At 58.9% G+C, this 18,452-nt stretch carries 17 protein-coding genes and 5 pseudogenes; 18 read left to right on the forward strand and 4 right to left on the reverse strand.

All coding sequences use genetic code 11. The annotated features are described in order from the left end of the window. Positions 1-259: 259 nt before the first annotated feature. The 9 genes and pseudogenes from M0746_RS16900 (at position 260) to M0746_RS16940 (ending at position 7,724) form a co-directional block, all read left to right on the forward strand. Positions 260-595: an integrative conjugative element protein, RAQPRD family gene (locus M0746_RS16900; RefSeq protein WP_258449989.1), complete on the forward strand. Its 336-nt coding sequence runs from the start codon at positions 260-262 to the stop codon at positions 593-595. Beyond that, entirely contained in the window at positions 592-831 is a 240-nt protein-coding gene (locus M0746_RS16905; protein ID WP_258449990.1) for a TIGR03758 family integrating conjugative element protein, read from the forward strand. Before M0746_RS16900 ends, M0746_RS16905 begins: the two co-directional genes overlap by 4 nt. A 25-nt stretch (positions 832-856) precedes the next feature. Continuing rightward, a complete protein-coding gene (locus tag M0746_RS16910; RefSeq protein ID WP_342454990.1) occupies positions 857-1,219 on the forward strand; it encodes a TIGR03745 family integrating conjugative element membrane protein in 363 nt (120 codons plus the stop codon). Between the two features lie 7 nt (positions 1,220-1,226). Further along, entirely contained in the window at positions 1,227-1,640 is a 414-nt protein-coding gene (locus M0746_RS16915) for a TIGR03750 family conjugal transfer protein (RefSeq protein WP_258449991.1), read from the forward strand. Then, on the forward strand, positions 1,637-2,278 hold the full coding sequence (locus M0746_RS16920; RefSeq protein ID WP_046816021.1) for a PFL_4703 family integrating conjugative element protein: 642 nt from the start codon (positions 1,637-1,639) through the stop codon (positions 2,276-2,278). The genes M0746_RS16915 and M0746_RS16920 overlap by 4 nt, the downstream gene beginning before the upstream one ends. Further along, positions 2,275-3,085: pseudogene (locus M0746_RS16925) on the forward strand (TIGR03749 family integrating conjugative element protein). The gene M0746_RS16920 and the pseudogene M0746_RS16925 overlap by 4 nt, the downstream one beginning before the upstream one ends. Continuing rightward, the gene (locus tag M0746_RS16930; protein ID WP_258449992.1) at positions 3,075-4,592 is read left to right on the forward strand and encodes a TIGR03752 family integrating conjugative element protein; all 1,518 of its coding nucleotides are present in this window, start codon (positions 3,075-3,077) and stop codon (positions 4,590-4,592) included. The pseudogene M0746_RS16925 and the gene M0746_RS16930 overlap by 11 nt, the downstream one beginning before the upstream one ends. Beyond that, positions 4,555-4,971 carry a TIGR03751 family conjugal transfer lipoprotein gene (locus M0746_RS16935; protein ID WP_258449993.1) on the forward strand — a complete coding sequence of 139 codons (417 nt, stop codon included), beginning with the start codon at positions 4,555-4,557 and terminating at the stop codon, positions 4,969-4,971. The genes M0746_RS16930 and M0746_RS16935 overlap by 38 nt, the downstream gene beginning before the upstream one ends. Further along, positions 4,971-7,724, forward strand: coding sequence for a conjugative transfer ATPase (locus tag M0746_RS16940; protein WP_258449994.1), 2,754 nt, complete (start codon positions 4,971-4,973; stop codon positions 7,722-7,724). Before M0746_RS16935 ends, M0746_RS16940 begins: the two co-directional genes overlap by 1 nt. Before the next feature lie 41 nt (positions 7,725-7,765). Here M0746_RS16940 and M0746_RS16945 read toward each other — a convergent pair whose 3' ends face one another. Further along, the gene (locus M0746_RS16945) at positions 7,766-8,023 is read right to left on the reverse strand and encodes a LasR-specific antiactivator QslA (protein ID WP_258449995.1); all 258 of its coding nucleotides are present in this window, start codon (positions 8,021-8,023) and stop codon (positions 7,766-7,768) included. Positions 8,024-8,181: 158 nt separating this feature from the next. On the opposite strand from M0746_RS16945, the gene M0746_RS16950 reads away from it, so the two are divergent. The 5 genes and pseudogenes from M0746_RS16950 to M0746_RS16970 all read left to right on the forward strand — a co-directional run bounded on the left by M0746_RS16950 (position 8,182) and on the right by M0746_RS16970 (position 12,754). Continuing rightward, on the forward strand, positions 8,182-8,436 hold the full coding sequence (locus M0746_RS16950; RefSeq protein WP_123480311.1) for a helix-turn-helix domain-containing protein: 255 nt from the start codon (positions 8,182-8,184) through the stop codon (positions 8,434-8,436). Between the two features lie 105 nt (positions 8,437-8,541). Next, positions 8,542-9,497, forward strand: a pseudogene (locus M0746_RS16955) (TIGR03756 family integrating conjugative element protein). After that, positions 9,494-10,876 (forward strand): integrating conjugative element protein, encoded by a 1,383-nt coding sequence (locus M0746_RS16960; RefSeq protein WP_258449996.1) that lies wholly within the window; start codon positions 9,494-9,496, stop codon positions 10,874-10,876. Before M0746_RS16955 ends, M0746_RS16960 begins: the two are co-directional and overlap by 4 nt. Before the next feature lie 3 nt (positions 10,877-10,879). Next, positions 10,880-11,188 carry a hypothetical protein gene (locus M0746_RS16965; protein ID WP_258449997.1) on the forward strand — a complete coding sequence of 103 codons (309 nt, stop codon included), beginning with the start codon at positions 10,880-10,882 and terminating at the stop codon, positions 11,186-11,188. A 10-nt stretch (positions 11,189-11,198) separates the two neighbouring features. After that, positions 11,199-12,754 (forward strand): annotated as a pseudogene (locus M0746_RS16970) (conjugal transfer protein TraG N-terminal domain-containing protein). A gap of 8 nt (positions 12,755-12,762) precedes the next feature. Here the strand turns inward: M0746_RS16970 and M0746_RS16975 are convergent. Then, a complete protein-coding gene (locus M0746_RS16975) occupies positions 12,763-13,128 on the reverse strand; it encodes a DUF3742 family protein (RefSeq protein WP_258449998.1) in 366 nt (121 codons plus the stop codon). A 454-nt stretch (positions 13,129-13,582) separates the two neighbouring features. On the opposite strand from M0746_RS16975, the gene M0746_RS16980 reads away from it, so the two are divergent. The 3 genes and pseudogenes from M0746_RS16980 to M0746_RS16990 all read left to right on the forward strand — a co-directional run. Continuing rightward, positions 13,583-13,912 carry a hypothetical protein gene (locus M0746_RS16980; RefSeq protein ID WP_258449999.1) on the forward strand — a complete coding sequence of 110 codons (330 nt, stop codon included), beginning with the start codon at positions 13,583-13,585 and terminating at the stop codon, positions 13,910-13,912. A gap of 132 nt (positions 13,913-14,044) precedes the next feature. Continuing rightward, entirely contained in the window at positions 14,045-15,004 is a 960-nt protein-coding gene (locus tag M0746_RS16985; RefSeq protein WP_258450000.1) for an ArdC family protein, read from the forward strand. A 233-nt stretch (positions 15,005-15,237) separates the two neighbouring features. Then, positions 15,238-15,461 (forward strand): annotated as a pseudogene (locus M0746_RS16990) (Arm DNA-binding domain-containing protein); the annotation flags it as partial. 544 nt (positions 15,462-16,005) lie between these two features. Here the strand turns inward: M0746_RS16990 and M0746_RS16995 are convergent. Beyond that, positions 16,006-16,790 (reverse strand): annotated as a pseudogene (locus tag M0746_RS16995) (AraC family transcriptional regulator). Between the two features lie 108 nt (positions 16,791-16,898). Here M0746_RS16995 and M0746_RS17000 point away from each other — a divergent pair. Continuing rightward, a complete protein-coding gene (locus M0746_RS17000; RefSeq protein WP_258450001.1) occupies positions 16,899-17,705 on the forward strand; it encodes a sulfite exporter TauE/SafE family protein in 807 nt (268 codons plus the stop codon). A gap of 284 nt (positions 17,706-17,989) precedes the next feature. Here the strand turns inward: M0746_RS17000 and M0746_RS17005 are convergent, their stop codons facing one another. After that, entirely contained in the window at positions 17,990-18,343 is a 354-nt protein-coding gene (locus M0746_RS17005; RefSeq protein WP_258450002.1) for a winged helix-turn-helix transcriptional regulator, read from the reverse strand. Positions 18,344-18,452: the final 109 nt, after the last annotated feature.

Genomic DNA, 18,452 nt, shown 5'->3' on the forward strand with positions numbered 1-18,452 from the left:
GAAAATAGGCGAGCTGGAGACACACCTGCAGTAGCCCCAACTGCGTAGAGGCCAGGGAATGGTGAACCAAATGGGTTTCCAATCGGAGGCGGCCGAAAGCTCCGGGCACCGCTGTCAAAAAAACTAGCGCAGCTGGCTACCTGAAAACGTCAACCTGCTCCGAGCGCTCCAGAAAAGCGATACTTCTCACTTCGCGTTTATGAGCGAATAATTCAACCCCTAACGTAATTCTGGCTCCATATGACTATGGGCCAGCATCATGCCGACTACCTCCTTTCACTGCTTGTTACTACTCTCGCTGCTACTTGTCCATGGCGGTAGCTATGCCGCATCTGCTCATGAACAGAGTCAGCTCAGCCTGGTCCTACAGCAACTCGACACTATCGAACGCCTAGCAACGCGGGCTGAGGTAGCCATCACGGCGGCACCCGACGATCACTATCGCTTCGACTACCCTCGCCTGTCTCAGGACATCCGTCGCATCCGCCACGGTGTGCAGGGCTATCTCTCCCCTTCCCGCGCGCAACCCCGCGATCCAACTGAGTTGGTCGGCGATTACCGCCTCGACACCCCGTCCGCGGAGTCCTCGCCATGAGCATGACTGACGCCCAGACTGCGGCCTTCCAAAACGCATCCGGTTTTTCGGCGCAGAGCAGTTCGACACTTTGGCTGTCTCTGGTTCTCGTCCTGGCTTTGCTGTGGTGTGCCTGGGTGATGTGGACGGCTTACCGGGGTTGGGCCGCAGGCAGTGTGCGCTTTGGGGCCTTCGGCGGCAGCGCCGCACGCGTCTTGCTCGCCCTGCTCGTACTGATGTTCTTCACCCTGTCCTAACACCGGAGATCACCGTCATGCTCAAGTGCCTTATCCCCTGAAAAACAACCTGCGTGATCGTGCCAGTCAGCGCTTGATCGGTCTGCTGCTGGTGCTCGGTCCAAGCTTCGCTTTTGCTGAACTCCCGACCATGGAAGCCCCTTCACGTGGTGAAGGTTCCGGGTTGATCGAAACGATCAAAAACTACGCCTACGACGGCGGCATACTGCTCGGTCTGCTGATCGCCCTGCTCGCTTTTCTCGGTGTGGCCTGGCATTCCCTGACCGTTTATGCCGACGTGCAGAACCAGCGTAAGACCTGGAAGGACCTCGGCGCGGTGGTCGGTATCGGTGCCCTGCTGGTGGTAATCATCATCTGGTTCCTGACCAAGGCTGCCGCAATTCTGTGAGGTCGAGATGAACGACACTATCGAACGCCTTACCGACGGCACCTTGGTCTTTCTGCCAGAGCGACTCAATCGTGATCCCGCCGTATTACGCGGTTTGACCAATGATGAGATGTGGGTAGCACTCGGCACCGGCGCCGTCATCGGCCTACTGCTGGGCGTTCCTCTGGCGATCGCCACCGCTTCCGTTGCCGTGGCACCGACCAGCATGATCGCAGGCATGGCGCTGGTGTTATTTGCCGGGGGCACACTGCTGCGTCGGGCCAAACGGGCCCGCCCCGAGACCTGGTTGTACCGCAGACTCGAATGGATACTCGCCAGCGGTTGGCGCCTGAGTCGCGGAAGTCTGATCCTGCACTCCGGCGCCTGGACGGTTCGCCGTTCGCGTCGACTACGCCCTGCCCTGTCCCGGTGGCGACCATGAGTCGATTTCGGAACAAGGTCGATGCCCAACAGGCCCATATCTTCAGCCTGCGTCTGGCGGTAGTGATCCTTGCTCTGCTCTGTGCCGGACTCTGGTATGGCTGGCGCTCGGCACCGACCGATCTTACCGTGCATGTACCGCCAGATCTGCGCTCGGGCAGCACGCGCAAGTGGTGGGATATCCCCTCGGAGAATGTGTATGCCTTTGCCCTGTATATCTTTGGCCAACTCAACCGCTGGCCCTCGGATGGCGAGCAGGACTATCGCCGCGCCATCTATGGCTTGCAGTCCTACCTGACACCCGCCTGCAAGGCCTTCCTCGACGGTGACTACGAGTACCGCAAGGCCGCCGGCGAGTTGCGCCAGCGGGTGCGTGGCGTCTACGAAATTCTGGGCCGCGGCTACAGCGAAGATCCGGAACTCAGGGTCAAGCAACTCGACCGCGACAGCTGGCTGGTCAAGCTCGACCTCAACGCCGATGAGTATTACGCCGCCGAACCGGTGAAACGGGTAGTGGTGCGTTATCCATTACGCGTGGTGCGTTTCGACCTGGACCCCGAACGCAACAAGTGGGGGCTGGCACTGGATTGTTATCAGGGCACACCGCAAAAAATCTCCCTGCCTGGAGGTGAGCCATGAAGCGGATGTCTACCTTGGGGCTCACCGTCGTACTGATGATATGGGGAGCCGGAGCGCGGGCCGTCGAACTGATGCACTGGGAACGCCTCCCCTCGCGGTCCCCTGGTGATCAATCAGGAGCGGGTGGTCTTTGTCGATGAGGATGTTCGCGTCGGGGTACCCTCAACCCTGACGGGCAAGCTGCGCGTGCAATCAACCGGCGGCACGCTGTACCTGCGCGCGTCGGAAGCCATCGCACCAACCCGCCTGCAACTGCAATCGGTCGCGACGGGTGAGATCATCCTCCTGGACATCGCGGCTACGCCTGGCGATCAACCGCTGGATCCCGTGCGTATTCTCAAGAATGCTCAGGTGCAAGCTACCAAAGCTGAATCTAGCGCCGTCCCTGTTCCGGAACGCACACCGATCCCGGTCGCTTTGACGCGCTACGCCGCGCAAAGCCTGTACGCGCCGCTGCGCACCGTGGAGTCCCTGCCCGGCGTACGCCGTGTACCGCTCAAGCTGCGCACCGAACTGCCAACCCTGCTGCCGACGGAAAACGTGTCCAGCACGCCCATCGCCGCCTGGCGACTCGGTGATTACTGGGTGACGGCGGTGAAGTTGCGCAATCGTGGTCCAGGGACGGTGCAACTCGATCCGCGTCGGCTTCAGGCCAAGCTGTTCGCCGCGGCCTTCCAGCATGCTTTCCTCGGGCTGGTCGGCAGTGCCGAAGACACTACGATCGCCTATCTCGTTACTCGCGGTGCCGGCCTCGAACAAGCCGTGCTGCTCCCGCCCGTTGCGCGAGGTGCTGACGATGAAAGCTAACGCCTTGCTCAAATGGCTGGTACCGGCTGCGCTGCTGGGCGTGGTGCTGATCATCCTGAAAACCTGGGCCCCGGGTGGCAGCACACCTTCTCCAGAGCACCCAGTTGATCAGGGCAATATTCAATTATCCGCCGAGCAAGCCAAGTCGCTCGGCATTGCGGGCGATACCCCACGCGACACGGTCGCCACCCTGGTCGGCCAGGTGAAGGCCATGCGCAGCGACATGCTCGGTTTGAAGAAACACAATGACTCACTGCAGACGGAAAACAACCGCCTACGCGAGCGGGAAAACAGTGTCGATTCGCGTATCCAGACCGCGCTTGGCAGTGTGACCCAGCAGGTCGACGAAGGCCGCCGCCACGCCAACGAGGCCCGACTCAAAGCGGAACAAGACAGTCGTCAGGCTCGCGGCCTGCTGACGCAATTGCAGGAACAGTTGTCGGGACTGGCTGGCAAAAGCAAGGACATGCCGATCGGATTGGGGCTTGAGCCCGGCGACGGCGCTCAGTTCGAAGGGCGACACTCTACCAATGATGCGCTGCAGTGGATTGAACCCTCGGATGCTCCGTCCACCGACGCCAGAGGCAAAACCACAACTTCCTCCGCACTGAGCCTGCCTACCGCTTTCAACTCTCTGGAAGTCTTGAAAGACAACGCGATTGATCGCAGCCAGAAACAGCTACGTGCAGTTACCAAGGGTGAGCGCGACCTGACGCGATCCGTTGATCGTACCGAAGGCGCGAAGCCGGTCTACACGATCCCCGAAAACGCCACGCTGATGGGCTCGGTCGCCATGACAGCGCTGATCGGTCGAGTCCCGGTGGACGGCACCGTGAATGACCCCTATCCCTTCAAGGTGCTGGTCGGTCCGGAGAACCTGACCGCCAACGGCATCGACCTGCCGGACGTCGCGGGGGCCGTGATGAGCGGCACGGCGTCCGGTGACTGGACCCTGTCCTGCGTACGCGGACAGGTCGAGTCAATCACCTTTGTGTTTACCGATGGCACCATCCGCACGGTGCCTCAGCCGAATGCGGTAGCCAGCCGCAATGCCTCCACCACCCAGAGCTCGAACACCGAAAAGATCCGTGGTGGACTCGGTTACCTGTCCGATCCGTATGGCATTCCTTGCATTGCCGGTGAGCGCCGCTCGAACGCTCAACAGTACCTCGGCAGCCAGAGCTTGATCACTGCCGCCGGCGCCGGTGTTGCCGCCTTGCTCGGGGATGAGCAGAACAACAGCAGCGTGATCAGTTCGGGTGGCAGTACGCTCGGGGTCACCAGCAGCAGTGGCAATGGCGCGCTGAATTCAATTCTCAGTGGCGGGGTCAGCGACATCCGTGAGTGGATCAACAAACTGTATGGCGAAGCCTTTGCTGCCGTATACGTGCCACCGGCCGCCCAAGTCGCGCTGCACCTCGACCATGAAATCAACATCGACTACGAGCCCAAGGGCCGGAGTGTTCGCCATGAAAAAGATCATGCCTCCCTACCTAATCTGGATTAGCGTGTTCTGCTGGGGCCTGGCAGGGTGTTCCACCGACAAGGACACGCTTCTGCCCCATGGCAAGCAAACCATGCTGGACATCTGGAACGGCGCCGGTTCGCAAGGCACTCAGCAGCAACTGCTGGAGGCTCGGCAGCAGCTACGCCGCCCGCTGGCTCAGGCAGATGTCTCCGCGTCTCTCCAGGAACCGTATACGCGTACAGCAGAGAATGAAATTCGCAACCTGTTCCCTCGCCTGCCCAATCCAGATCTGGTGCTGTACGTGTATCCGCATCTGAGTGGTACCGAGCAGGCACCAGTGCCCGGGTACTCGACCGTCTTTCCATTCTACCAACGGGTGCAGTACGCACTGCCGGGTGAACGCCAGGAAGATCTGTAATGTGTAGCGACGATACGGGCAACTGCACGTCTGAATGGAAAGCCTGGCGCAACCCATTGCGCCCCCGCGCCACGCTGGCCGATGAAGCTGCGCTCTATGCGCACAATCCCAGCTTCACCGATCATTTACCCTGGGTTGAATACCTCGACACCGAGCAGTGTTTTCTACTGGATGACAATCGCTCTGTAGGTGCGGTGTTCGAGTTACTGCCCATCGGCACCGAAGGGCGCGAACCCGATTGGCTAATGGCAGCCCGCGATGCCCTCGAAGATGCCCTGCAGGATAGCTTTGACGAGCTGGACCAAGCACCTTGGGTGGCGCAATTTTTCTGCCAGGACGACAACGACTTCACCCCGTATCTGAACCGGCTCAGGGATTATATTCAGGACAGCGCGCGAGGCACGGTCTTCACCGAAGCGTACCAGGAGCTTATTCACCGACATTTGAAAGCCATCGCCAAGCCGGGAGGTCTGTTCGAGGACAAGGCCGTCACGCGCCTGCCCTGGCGCGGCAATAATCGACGGGTGCGCCTGGTGATCTATCGCTGGCTTGAGGATGGCATTGAGGAGACGGGACTTACCCCGGCGCAATCCCTGCAACAGGCTTGCGAACGTATCGTGGCTTCGTTGCAGGCATGCGGGGTGCAATCGGCGCGAGTCGATGGCCACGGTCTGTATGCTTGGTTGTTGCCCTGGTTCAATCCGGCGCCCAGGCTCACGGATGAAGCGCCCGAGGATTTCTACCAATGCGTGGCCTATCCGGAGTCAAGTGATGGCGAGTCGCTGGAACTGCCCTTCGATCATGACTTCGCCGAGCGCCTGTTCTTTAACGAACCGCGCTCGGATGTGCAATGCGGACTCTGGTTTTTCGACGATCAGCCCCATCGGGTGATGGTGGTGGACAAGCTGCGCCGAGCGCCCTTGATTGGTCAACTCACTGGCGAAACCCGCAAGGGCGACGCGGTGAATGCCCTGTTCGACCAGTTACCCGAAGGTACGGTAATGAGTCTGACTTTAGTGGTCAAACCACAGGATGTACTCGAGGATCAGTTGAACCGCCTGTCCCGTAAAGCCATCGGTGAAAACCTGGCCTCGACCCAGACTCGTCAGGATGTTGAAGAGGCTCGTGCGATCATCGGTCGCCAGCACAAGCTATACCGCGGCACCCTGGCGTTTTACGTACGCGGTCATGATGAACAGCAACTGCACCAGCGCTCCGTCAGCCTGGCCAACGCGCTGCTGGGTGCGGGGCTGCAACCGGTACGCGAAGGCGATGAAGTCGCCGCCTGCAACAGTTACCTGCGTTGGTTACCAATGGCTTACAACCCGGCCCGCGACACGCGCAACTGGTACACCCGCCTGATGTTCGCCCAGCACCTAGCGAACCTCGTTCCAGTCTGGGGCCGCAGCACTGGCACCGGCCACCCGGGTATCACCCTGTTCAATCGGGGCGGCTCGCCGTTAAGTTTCGATCCGTTATCACGGCTGGACCGGGCCATGAACGGTCATCTGCTGTTGTTCGGCCCCACCGGTGCCGGCAAGTCGGCAACCCTGGTCACCTTACTGATGCAGGTCACGGCGGTGTACCGCCCTCGCCTGTTTATCGTCGAGGCTGGCAACTCATTCGGCTTGCAGGGCGACTACTTCGCGACACAGGGCCTGTCGGTCAACAAGGTCCAATTGAAACCTGGCGCCTCGGTCAGCCTCGTACCGTTCGCCGACGCTTGGCGCCTGGTCGAGCAGCCGGATCAGGTAGCAAGTCTGTCTATCGATGAGCTGGACGATGAGGTGGTAACCAGTCGCGAAGACCAGCGCGATGTTCTCGGCGAACTGGAAATCACCGCCCGCCTGATGATCACCGGCGGCGAGGCCAAGGAAGAGGCGCGCCTGAGTCGAGCCGATCGCAGCCTGATCCGCGAGTGCATCCTGGATGCGGCACAGACCTGTGTCGCAGCGGAGCGCCAGGTACTGACCCGCGACGTGCGCGACGCGTTGCTGCGCGTCGCCGCCGACCCGCACTTGCCAGAGAAACGTCGCGAGCGTGCCCAGGAGATGGGCGAGTCCATGGACCTGTTTTGCCAGGGTTTCGAGGGTGAACTGTTCGATCGTGAAGGCACGCCTTGGCCCGAGACCGATGTGACCATCGTCGATCTCGCCACTTACGCTCGCGAAGGCTATGAGGCTCAGATGTCCATTAGCTACATCAGCTTGATGAACACCGTAAACAACCTCGCCGAGCGCGACCAGTACTTGGGCCGGCCAATCATCATGGTCACCGACGAGGGGCACATCATTACCAAGAACCCGCTGCTGGCGCCCTTCGTGGTCAAGGGCACGAAGATGTGGCGCAAGCTCGGCGCCTGGTTCTGGCTGGCGACGCAAAACCTTGCCGACTTTCCAACGGCTGCGCAGACCATGCTCAACATGATCGAATGGTGGATTTGCTTGAATATGCCGCCCGCGGAGATTGAGGAAATCGCACGGTTCAAAAAGCTCACGCCTGCGCAAAAAGCCTTGCTGCTGTCCGCTGGCAAGGAGCCGGGGAAGTACACTGAAGGGGTCGTGCTATCGAAAAAAATTGAGACGCTGTTTCGGGCCGTACCACCCAGTCTTTATCTCGCTCTGGCCATGACTGAGCCCGAGGAGAAAGCCGAGCGCTGGACACTGATGCAGGAGAACGTCTGCTCAGAGTTGGAAGCGGCGTATCGCGTAGCTGAACGGATCGATAGGATGCGAGGAATAGATCCAACATAGGGGAATCTGTTCAGGCCTCTCGCTCTAAAGCGAGTGACCAGTTATTGCGGTAAACCCCGAAGCCGCTGCTGAATCCTCAACAAGAAGGCGGCTTCGAAGGCATCTTGACAGTCACCAACAGGAAAAGTCTTGCGGATTTGCGCCAGCTCCCACCACAGTGGAATTTCGCCAGGTGCATCAAGCCATGCCTGCGCGCATTGCACGCCGCGCTCAATCATTGAGGAAAATTCGCTACCCCACGGCGTCAGAAGACTTGGACCACCATCCGCCGGCGGAATTGAAATGTAGTTTTCGTCCATATACACCCTAAATTTATGATCTATTTTCAGACGCAAAGGCCAGCTTCGAAAACATTTAGGCTTCAGGTACCAGCCATAAGCATTCAAATGGCATAGAGCAGTGCCAATGCAGACTATATCCCGTGGATTGAGAGTCCCTCAAGGCGCAATTTGCGCGCATGACTCAAGACTACGAACAACTTCGTCTGCAGCTGGCGGAAAACATCCGCTTGATGCGACGCGTGAAGAACCTTACCCAGGAGCAGCTCGCGCTCATGGCCGAGGTAGATCGCACCTACGTCAGTCAAATCGAACGATGCACGGGCAATCCGTCGCTGTTGGTTCTGTGCAAGCTCGCCAATATTTTCGAAATTACCGCAGATCAGTTACTTGTGGAACCCGACATCCTGAGCAGCTCCCTTCACGTCAAATAATAGTCTCACGTCTCGCAAACCCGATACACCCGCTGCCATAATTTCCGCTGACAATCTCCAGCCCCTCACTGAATCTGCCCAGGCCATACATATTGAGCCTGGATTATGACTGCCGTCTGCTCGCCAATATCGCCCGCAAAGCTAAGACCCTTGGCACTGAGCATCCTGCTGGCATGCGGCCCAAGCGTGGCTCTGGACACCGCAAGCATCACGTCCTCCGTGCTTTCGCCAGACTGCCTCGAATACAGGGTCGTCGGCATTTGCTTCTGGTTGCTCTGCACGCCGTTCGGCTGCACAGTCAAAACCTCGACCAAGGTTCGTCATTTCATTCCTGAACTGGTGGTCTCAAGCTACACCGCCACGGGCAATAACCCCTGGACCGAGATGGCCACCCTTTCCTCTCCCATCAGCGGTGCGGAAGGTGGCGGCAACCTGATCACCCCGAACACCCACCGCGACAACCTGACCCGCTTCAAGAACGTCGATGGCATCGGCCACCCCGGCGGCTGGATCGCAACGCAACTGGCTTCGCAATCCGGCTATGCCTGCGCCAGCGGTGCAACAGCATTCATACCTTACTACCTGAGTACCCTGGACTCACTGGCCTGGCGCCATGGCATCCCGGAAAATTTCTACCCAGAGTCACTTGTGCCCGGAGTCCGCGAAGTCGGTAGTCAAGTTTTAGGAAACATGTGGGGCAACGTTTATCCCAGGCAGGGTTTTCTGGTACAGCCCGACGATTTCAAGGCAGCCGCAGTCATGGCACAACGGGCCGGTGATGTGGTTACCCGAAACTGGCAGCCGCATGTGTATGTACCACTCACACCAGCCAGACACGACGGCTACTGGCCGCCTGGCCCTATCGTCGAAAACGACGCTTCGACCCACAGATGGCAATTGCTCTCCCCCAAATTCAAGCCACGTGCGCCATCTTCCCCAGCAATCCAGTCCAGAGCGCGGATGGCGGCTACGCCTGGTCGCTTTGGCGTCCCTATAGCTGCTGCAAACGTGAGGGGCAAACCTTTCTGTTCAGCATCGACTTTGAAGGAGGTGCTTCATGAGTCAGCTTTTCGCAAGACCATGGTTGGGCACGATGGGTCTGTTGTTCTGTGGAATGCTCACCATGGCCACGCATACCCACGCCGCCGAAGGCGATTACCGCCTTGGCACTCAAGGCGAAGTGCTCGATGACCGAGTGATGTACACCATTGGTGGCGGCTCGGCAGTCGGTGCACCGAGTTCGCTCTACCGACCCAGTGGTCTCGGTGTCGGCGGGTCTTGGCGAGCGAACATGATGTGCGGAAATATGAGCCTTACCAACACCCTGCAAAACCAGCTGAACGGCGCCACCGAAGGCTTCCAGCAAATCATGGGCAGCATTGTGCAAAACGCGACCCAAGCCGTTATGTCGCTGCCGGCCTTGATCATACAGCGCGCCAACCCAGGTCTCTATGAGTTGCTCAGTAACGGAGTGATGCAGGGGCGCATCGATTTCGACCGCTCCAAGCTGAGCTGCCAGGCCATGGCCGAAAAGATGGCGGACAAGGTCGGTCAGGCCGGCTGGGGCGCGCTGGCCAAAAACGAGGAGATGCAGGGCAACCTGGAGCAAACCGGTGGTGATGCGGTGGCCGCGGTGAAAAATACCGAGACCCGTAACGGCAACAATGGGGTGTCCTGGGTCGGCGGCTCGAAGGCTGGAGGCAATGGGCAGACGCCCATTCGTGTGACTTCCGACGCGGTGCGCGCGGGCTATAACCTGCTGCATAACCGGTCAGTAGATGACAGCACCTCAATCAATAGCAGCGACTGCTTAGGTGGGACTATTTGTCAGACCTGGGCTTCGCCCCAAGAGGAATCCGAATGGGCCATTCGCGTGTTGGGCGAGAGCAAAGTCTCGACCTGTGACAGCTGCGAAACCCTGCGTGCGACCGCTGGCAGCGGACTGACGCCGCTGATTCAGGAGACCTACAGCGAACACCTCAAAGCAATGCAAGGGTTGCTGTCCGGCTCGCTGCCGCCTACTTCTGACAATCTGGCTAAAGCCTCCAGCCCGATGTTACCGGTGACCCGAGGTGTGGTCGAAGCCCTGCGTGACGATCCCGACCAGGATCTGCTGGCACGGCGTTTGGCCAGTGAGACGGCCCTATCCAGCGTACTCGACAAGGCGTTTCTGCTACTGCGCACGCTGCTGGCGGGCAGTCACGAACCGAACATCGCCTCCGCCGAACCGGCCCAAATCGCCTTGACGAAAAACATCGACGCGCTGGAGCGCGAAATACGCCTGCTGCAGACCGAACTGCAGGTTAGACAAATGCTGGCTACCAACACCGCCAGCCTCGTGCTCGACCGACATGCGGGTGGTGCCGATGCTTCGCGCACCGTCGAGCAAGGTGACCCTGAGCCGGGTCGACTCAATGATGCTGACGCCAGGCGCAAGTGAGCCATGAAACGCTCACCGCTATTCACTTTGCTTTCGAGTCTGGGGATGGTTGCGGTGATGATCCTGACCGCCTCACTGGTCGCCTGGATCGGTCGTACCGCGCTGGGTAGTTTCGACGCCTGGCAGCAGGCATTCGAATCCGCACAGCCTTATCTGCGGTGGTGGCGTGCCCTGCTTTACGGCGGCCTCTTTACACTCTGGTGGGATCTGCTTCGACGCTACCGATGCAGACCACAGGATCGACGGCGCATAAAACGCATAGGGACATTAGGGCTCCTGCTCTTTATCTGCGTCGAGCTCACCCGACTGTGAGGTCATTACCATGCTCATGAGCACAAACAGTTACTTGGAGTTTTACCTCTCTCTCCTGGCCTGGATCATCAACAACGGCCTCTGGAGTGTCCTGTCCGACACAGGGCTGTTCGCCGCGCCCTTTGGTGCAATCATCTTGCAGGAATGGTTGACTGCACGTCAGCAAGGCGCGGACGAAGGCAACAAGGGGCTGCTCTCGGTGCCACGGATAGAGAACCGGTTGTGGCTGGCCTACATCGTCGTCTTGTTCGGTTGCGCACCTGTCTTTCCGTTGAGTATCGCCTCAATGGCGTTCGATGATGCGGCGAGTCAGCGCTGCGGCGTAAGTGTGGCCAAGCCAGCGGAAACTACCTGGGGACGACCTTCAATACCATCGGCGGGCGCTCCGCCAATGTGCCGATCTGGTGGTTTCTGGTGCATGCCTTGAGCAAAGGGGTAACCGCGGCGGCCACCGCCTCCATCCCCTGCGCACCGGATATCCGACAAATGCGCATGGAGATCGACAGCTCGCGCATCGACAGTCAAGTACTGCTGCAGGAGGTCGCCGACTTCACCCGCGACTGCTATGGCTATTCCCGCTCTCGGCTGTTCACCAACCGCCCGCAGTTGGACAAGGCACAAAGTCATGATGCGTCCTGGATCGGCTCAAGCTATTTACTCGACACGCACGGCTACTACGATACCGATCGCTCACGCACACCGCGCATCAACTGGCCGTATGACGAAAGCCGCGATGTTTCTTTGCCTCGGCTGGAGAATGGCGCGGGCTACCCCACCTGCAAGCAGTGGTGGAGCGATAGCGGTGTCGGATTGCGCGAGCGTTTGATCGAGCAGGTCGATCCTTCGCTGCTGACTCAGCTGAAAGGTTGGCTGACTGGCCGCTCGAGCAACGAGATCGAGGATGCCACCCTGCGCGAACTGGTAAGTCCGCGCCAGCAATCGATGTCCATGTCGCCCGGACAGGTGTACCAGGACTATGGTTCCAGCGCTCGTGGCGGCTCGATCAATCAGGGGCTCAATAACCTGGCCACCAACACCGGGTTGGCCCTCGGTTCCTTCAGCAACTTCCCGGCGATGAATGCGCTACGCGCTGCCCTGCCAATGGTGCAGGCCTTCCTGATTATGGGCGTCATCATCAGCTTGCCGATGATTCTGTTGGTCAGTACCTACCAGTTGAAGACCGTCATGACGGTGACGTTTGCGCTGTTCACGCTGCACATGTTGAGTTTTTGGTGGGAGTTGGCCCGATGGGTCGACACCAGCATGCTCGATACTCTGTACCACCAGGTTTCGGCTTCCAATCAGGTGCTGTTGTCGCTGCCCACATCTGGGTTTATGGATGGGACTGTCACCGCGCAGGTGATCGAGTATGTGATGGGGGCGATGTTCATCGTGCTACCGATGCTGTTTCTCGGGGCAATGAGTTGGGCAGGATACAGCGTAGGTTCAGGCGTAGAAGGAATGCTCAGCAGGGGAACCCACGCAGCACAGACAGCAAGCTCTAACGGGACCTCTCAGTTGATGAGCGGTGCAAGAGTTGTTTCGGGTAAATTGAGCTCAAAATAACCATGAGCCTACTTCAGAGAACCCCATTTATCGTAACGCTCAGGCCAAGACATTCTAAGCATTGGATCATCGAGATCGTCACTACCTGGAGTGTCTGGATCCTGCAATGGGATAGCTGCTAATACGACAATTGTGCACACCAGCACAAACAACCAGAAACTGACAAAAAGAAATGCCCCGAACAGAGCGAACTTAGCAGTCAGAAAACTCCCGCGAACAAGAAATTTACCAGCGGGCACACCTGCGGTCTCGGCACGCTCAACCACGTGGGATTCAAAAGTTTTCAACCTACGGTAACGACGCTTCACCGACAGACCACAGGCATACGCCCAGCGGTGGGCACGTGAGTTCTGAACAGGTTGTTGAGTCGGCATAGTCTCGCCCTCTTCTGAGCGTTTTCATGGTTTAGCCTAGAGGAATAGGCTACTACTGAAAACGGCCCATGCCTGACCGTTTATCAGTTTCCCTGATCGAAAAATCCTCATTGGAAGCCAGAAGACAAGCCCCGCGAAACATGGTCGCTACAGCGATTGACCCAGATAAATCGTCCGGCTAAATATAAGGTGCGGATCGCTGTTATCGACAGCACTTTCCCAGGTAGCCAGAACCTTCAAGGCTACGTCACTTCGATGATGGTTCCCCCAAGTGCGATTAGCGTTCGGTGGCTCGCACGGTGACCGTTTCTACGGGAATGAACGCCTACTGCTCTTATGAGCGCCTTTCGAGCTCTGCTCGTGAGGTAAGCCCTCTTGATTTTCTTCAACCCACTGCGGGGAAATCTTTCTCCGCACGGGACAGGTTTCTTCGCGTTTTCAACGGAGAAATACCATGCCCACTTCACTTACACCGGAAACACTGAAGACCCTTCGGTTGCCAATCGTGTTCACTCCTGGCGCGTGGCAGCGCGCAATAATGCTCGAGCAATCCGATCACTCTGAAAAGCTGCAGGTCGATAGGTTGAGCCATATATTGCGAGCAGCCTTCGAAGCCCACCTGGCCTATCCACACAAGCCTTACGTGATGTTCGAGGTAATGCTTATTGAAACAGCCGATCACTTAGACAACGAGCCGTTGCTTCAATTGAGTCTGAGCCTACTCCAAGAGCCAGGTCAGCCTAGCGCCTTGCTGATAGCGCTTGTAGGAGAACACCAGCGCTAAGCGCAATTAGCGGTGTTCAACTCCACATTCGAACGACATGCAAGACTTGCATCAATCCAGCACATCACCCAATCGGGGGACCCCTCCCCGACGGGCACGGCGTTCCTCCGTTTTTCTCTCGAGGGAATTGCCATGCGTGATATCTACCAAGACGTAACTGACAAGATCGTAACTGCGTTAGACCAAGGCGTTGCACCCTGGATCAAACCCTGGTCCTCAAGTGGCTCCGCTCACATCGGTCATCAACCCTACCCCGTCAACGCCATCACGCGACGTCCGTATTCGGGCATCAATTTACCGCTGCTCTGGGCCGAGGCCAGGTTGCAGGGGTTCACTCAAGATCGTTGGCTGACTTTCAGTCAAGCCAAAAAAGCTGGCGGGCACATTCGTAAGGGTGAGCACAGCACTCTGGCGGTGCTCTACAAGCCGATGGAGCGCGAGGAACAGACCGAGTCAGGCCAACCCGTACTCGATGAAAACGGTCAACCTAAGATCGCTCACTTCGGCATTCTCAGGACGCATTTTCTGTTCAACATCGAGCAAACGGAGGGGCTCGAAATGCTCAATGACACCTTGCTCGAGACGGAACAGAGTGATCCCTTCCAGCTCAACAGAGCCGCGGAAGATCTGCTGTTAAGTTCAGGTGCACGCGTCGTTCATCGGCCTGCCGACGAAGCCTTTTACCACCCTATCAGGGATCTCATCCAACTGCCGACAAAAGCACAATTTCACGATGAAGGCAGTTACTACGCCACTGCACTTCATGAGCTGACGCACTGGACCGGGCATCACACACGGTTGCAGCGCGAAGGCGTGACCTCTGCCTGTCCGTTCGGCTCGCCAGGCTACGCGTTTGAGGAGTTGATCGCAGAGATGGGCGCTGCTTTTTTATGTGCCTACGCCGGTATACAGGGGGAGCTACGACACGAGGGCTACATCGACTCCTGGCTCGGCCTGCTCAAGGCTGACAAACGCGCGATCTTTCGCGCCAGTGGTCAGGCCCGAAGCGCCTCGGAGTTTGTACTCAACTTGGAGCAGCAACGGAAGCAGATGATAATGGATGACTCACGATGCATGAACGATGGAGTTTGATCGTTACCTCACCGCTGCAATCGCATCACGGGGCCCTACGCGAGTTGGGCCCTTTTTGTTTCACGATGACTCCAGTACCGCAGTTCGCTGGTACGCACCTTGACTATATACAGCATATTTATCAACAGCTTATTCGCTTCCATCATATGCCAGTGCTTTCCGAAACTTGACCCGGCGTCCCCTCGCGTGGCTCCCATGCGGCTCTTGAAAACCGGGCTTTTCGAGGAGTCATCATAGCGAAAATTAAGCTCACCAAGTCCGCAGTCGATGTGGCGCAACTCCAGGCCAACGCCATCGAACTGCAGGACACCGTGGTGTCCGGCTTCCTGTGCAAGATCACCCCGCGGGCCGCAAGGTGTTCATGCTTCAGTACCTCACGAACGCTGGCGAGCGCCGCAAGCCCGCCTTGGGCCAGTACGGGGAACTGACCGTCGCCCCATCGAGGACATTGCGGCAGATATCAGCGTCACGCCGCTGGTGGTGCAACGCCGCTTGAAACACGCCAATGTGCGGCGCAGAAAAGCACCTTCTACGATGCGCCGACGTGGCAGCACCAGCCGTTCGCGCTACGCGAACGACTGACCGAGCGCGAGGTTGACGCCTACCGTTCGCCTCGCGGCTGGACAGCCCACGCCGACCTGACCGACTTGCACCCCATCACAGGCCGCGCCTTGCCGCGTGCCGTATGGTGGATTGTCGAAATCAAGGAATAACACCAATTAGCCCCGCGCCCAGGCCGTTCCGACCTAGGCCCGCCCAAAAATCCGGGCGCGACGGTCGCCGCGCCCGGTGTCAAAGCGCAAAGGCGAGATCGCCCAGCCGCTGCGACTGGGCGATGCGCGTTGCACAACAAGACAATCGCGTGCCCGTCGGCACGCCCTCTAAATATCACGGCAGAACGCGCCTCAATTGCGATGATCTACTTTCATCCTGTTGCGCCGCAACGCAGAGAGTTCAGCAAGAACTGTGCTACGAGCGCTAGCGTCAATGCTGCGGCATCCCTACCGGGATGCCGCAGTGGGCGGTTCCCGAATGAAGTCCATTGGTGTCCTGCCAAGTCGCTTCCTGAACATGGTGGAAAACGCGCTGGGGCTGTCGTAACCGAGGTCTAGCGCCACCTGCGTGACGGACTGCCCGGCCGACAGCCGGGGCAGCGCCGCCAGCAGGCAGGCTTGCTGGCGCCATGCGCCAAAATTCATGCCCGTCTGCTGGTGGAAGAACCGGGTGAAGGTACGCAGGCTCTTGTGCAGCCGCTGCGCCCAGGCCAGGGGCGTCGCTTGGATGTTTGGCGATCTCAGAAATGCCTTGCACAGCCGCGCAAGCTGACGGTCTTGGGGATTGGCGCAAACAGGGGCATTGTCTGCGCCAAGCGTACTTCGTGCAAAAGCAGTTGCACCAGGGCGCTGTCGCGCCCATGTTCGTTGTAAAGCGCAGGAATGTCCGCCGAGGCAAGCAGCAACTGGTGCAGTAGCGGTGTGATGACCAGTGCCTCGCAATGATCTGCCGGGCGCGGAGCGGCCACCGGCTCAATGTAGAGGCTGCGCGTACTCACACTCTGCATGCGCACGCGATGGCGTTTGCCTGCAGGAATCCATACGCCGCTATAGGGCGGGATCGCCCATGCACCGCTATCCGTCTCCACCTCCATCACGCCGCTCATGCCATAGAGAACCTGGGCGCGCCGATGCGTATGAGTATCGAGCAAGGTGCCCGGCAGATAGTCGGTTCCGATGGCAAGGACTGGCCGTACCACAGCATCCACGGAGTCGAGCGATACATTGCGCATGATGTTAGATTTGGCCGAAATAAAAGGATTATTGACCATTTATCGAGGGACGGCCAGTGCGCGTCCCCATATCGTGATGGTCTTGTCTCATCACGATGGCGCTTGCTCATGTATTTCCTGCTCCTGTTCTTTGGCGTGTTGGCCGGCGTGACGACCGTGCTATTTGGCTTCGGCGGCGGGTTCGTCGTCGTGCCCGTGCTGTATTCGGTGCTGCTAGCCACCTACGGTATCGGCAGCGCCGAAGGTCATGCCGCTATGCACGTGGCGGTCGCCACTTCGACCTGCGTGATGATTTTCGGCGCAGGTTTGGCGACGTTGCGCCACCACAAGGCCGGCACCGTGCCGTGGAATCAGGTGCGTCCACTGCTGGGCTACATCGCGGCCGGCGCCGTGCCGGGCGCGGCCGCCGCGCTGGCCCTCAGCGGGGCCTGGGTGCGCTGGGCATTCATCGTCTATCTGGGACTGACGATTCTCGACAGCATCCTGCGGCCCGGCTTTGCCCAGGAAGGCGCATCGCCAATACGCACGCTGGGCAGGCGGATGACCGCTGTCGCCGGCACGGCGATCGGCGTGATCGCAGCCTTTCTCGGTGTGGGTGGTAGCGTGATGACAGTGCCGCTGATGCGTCGGCGCGGGGCCAGCATGACCGCTGCGACGGCGGCGGCCAACCCGTTATCGCTCCCCATGGCCGTGGTCGGTTCGGCAACCTTTGCGGCGCTGGCCTGGAACGACACGTCGCTAGACGCGTGGCATGTCGGCTACATCGACCTGCGCGCCTGCCTGGTGCTAACAGTTGGTTCATGGCTGGGTATCTGGGCCGCATCTCGGTGGATTGGCAGGATTCCCGATGGCATCCACGTCAAGGCGTATATCGCGCTGTTGTGCGTCGCTCTGTTGGTGATGCTGGTGGTTTAGACTTCGATGCCTGATGGGTCTTAGGCTGTTCGCCGTGCGTGCTGGCACGATGTGCCGCCGGGCTTTCGCGCTTTGCCCCGTGCCGTCTTTGCCGTCACCGCCATACGGCATCAATCCCTCAGCACCTTCACGCCTACGGCGCTGCGCGCTTCGCTTGCAGCGAAACAGTGGCCCGTCGCAATGGGCAGCCAGGAACTCCGGAAGAAGGGGGCGACACACATTCGGTTGGAGATTGAGAGGAAGGCGATGCGCAGCGTCCATGACCCCAGGGCAACAGCTTTTGTTCACGGCAACCTCAAGCCTCCGCCTCTGTCTTTGCTCGCCAAGTAGTGCTCGCCCCAGGACTTCATCGCTTCCAGCGTCGGTGCCAGTGTGGAGCCAAGCGCCGTCAACGTGTACTCCACCCGTGGCGGCACTTCGGCGAACACCTCACGGCTGATAATGCCGTTTGCCTCAAGCTCACGCAGTTGCAAAGTCAACGAGCGTTGCGTGACCCCACCGATCAATTTTTTCAGTTCTCCGAAACGTTTGGTCCCGCTGAGCAGGTAGTGAACGATCAACGGCTTCCATTTGCCACCGGCGATGGCGACAGTGATCTCCACTGCGCATCTGTATTGATCGAGCTTGCTCCGTGTCATAGACCCTCCAATAGTAATGTGTATGGGCTCCTATAGTATATTTAATATCCCTATATATAAAAAGTGTGCCTACTTGTGAAATTGACACTGGGCTCTGATGATGCCTGCT

It is taken from the genome of Pseudomonas sp. S11P7, from assembly GCF_023195435.1.
Classification (GTDB): domain Bacteria; phylum Pseudomonadota; class Gammaproteobacteria; order Pseudomonadales; family Pseudomonadaceae; genus Aquipseudomonas; species Aquipseudomonas fluorescens_G.

Coding starts and splice junctions, on each gene's coding strand:
- M0746_RS16930 (WP_258449992.1), top strand. CDS start 3,075: ATGAAAGCTAACGCCTTGCTCAAATGGCTGGTACCGGCTGCGCTGCTG.
- M0746_RS17005 (WP_258450002.1), bottom strand. CDS start 18,343: ATGACACGGAGCAAGCTCGATCAATACAGATGCGCAGTGGAGATCACT.
- M0746_RS16920 (WP_046816021.1), top strand. CDS start 1,637: ATGAGTCGATTTCGGAACAAGGTCGATGCCCAACAGGCCCATATCTTC.
- M0746_RS16985 (WP_258450000.1), top strand. CDS start 14,045: ATGCGTGATATCTACCAAGACGTAACTGACAAGATCGTAACTGCGTTA.
- M0746_RS16940 (WP_258449994.1), top strand. CDS start 4,971: ATGTGTAGCGACGATACGGGCAACTGCACGTCTGAATGGAAAGCCTGG.
- M0746_RS16960 (WP_258449996.1), top strand. CDS start 9,494: ATGAGTCAGCTTTTCGCAAGACCATGGTTGGGCACGATGGGTCTGTTG.
- M0746_RS16905 (WP_258449990.1), top strand. CDS start 592: ATGAGCATGACTGACGCCCAGACTGCGGCCTTCCAAAACGCATCCGGT.
- M0746_RS16975 (WP_258449998.1), bottom strand. CDS start 13,128: ATGCCGACTCAACAACCTGTTCAGAACTCACGTGCCCACCGCTGGGCG.
- M0746_RS16945 (WP_258449995.1), bottom strand. CDS start 8,023: ATGGACGAAAACTACATTTCAATTCCGCCGGCGGATGGTGGTCCAAGT.
- M0746_RS16980 (WP_258449999.1), top strand. CDS start 13,583: ATGCCCACTTCACTTACACCGGAAACACTGAAGACCCTTCGGTTGCCA.
- M0746_RS16935 (WP_258449993.1), top strand. CDS start 4,555: ATGAAAAAGATCATGCCTCCCTACCTAATCTGGATTAGCGTGTTCTGC.
- M0746_RS17000 (WP_258450001.1), top strand. CDS start 16,899: ATGTATTTCCTGCTCCTGTTCTTTGGCGTGTTGGCCGGCGTGACGACC.
- M0746_RS16900 (WP_258449989.1), top strand. CDS start 260: ATGCCGACTACCTCCTTTCACTGCTTGTTACTACTCTCGCTGCTACTT.
- M0746_RS16915 (WP_258449991.1), top strand. CDS start 1,227: ATGAACGACACTATCGAACGCCTTACCGACGGCACCTTGGTCTTTCTG.
- M0746_RS16950 (WP_123480311.1), top strand. CDS start 8,182: ATGACTCAAGACTACGAACAACTTCGTCTGCAGCTGGCGGAAAACATC.
- M0746_RS16965 (WP_258449997.1), top strand. CDS start 10,880: ATGAAACGCTCACCGCTATTCACTTTGCTTTCGAGTCTGGGGATGGTT.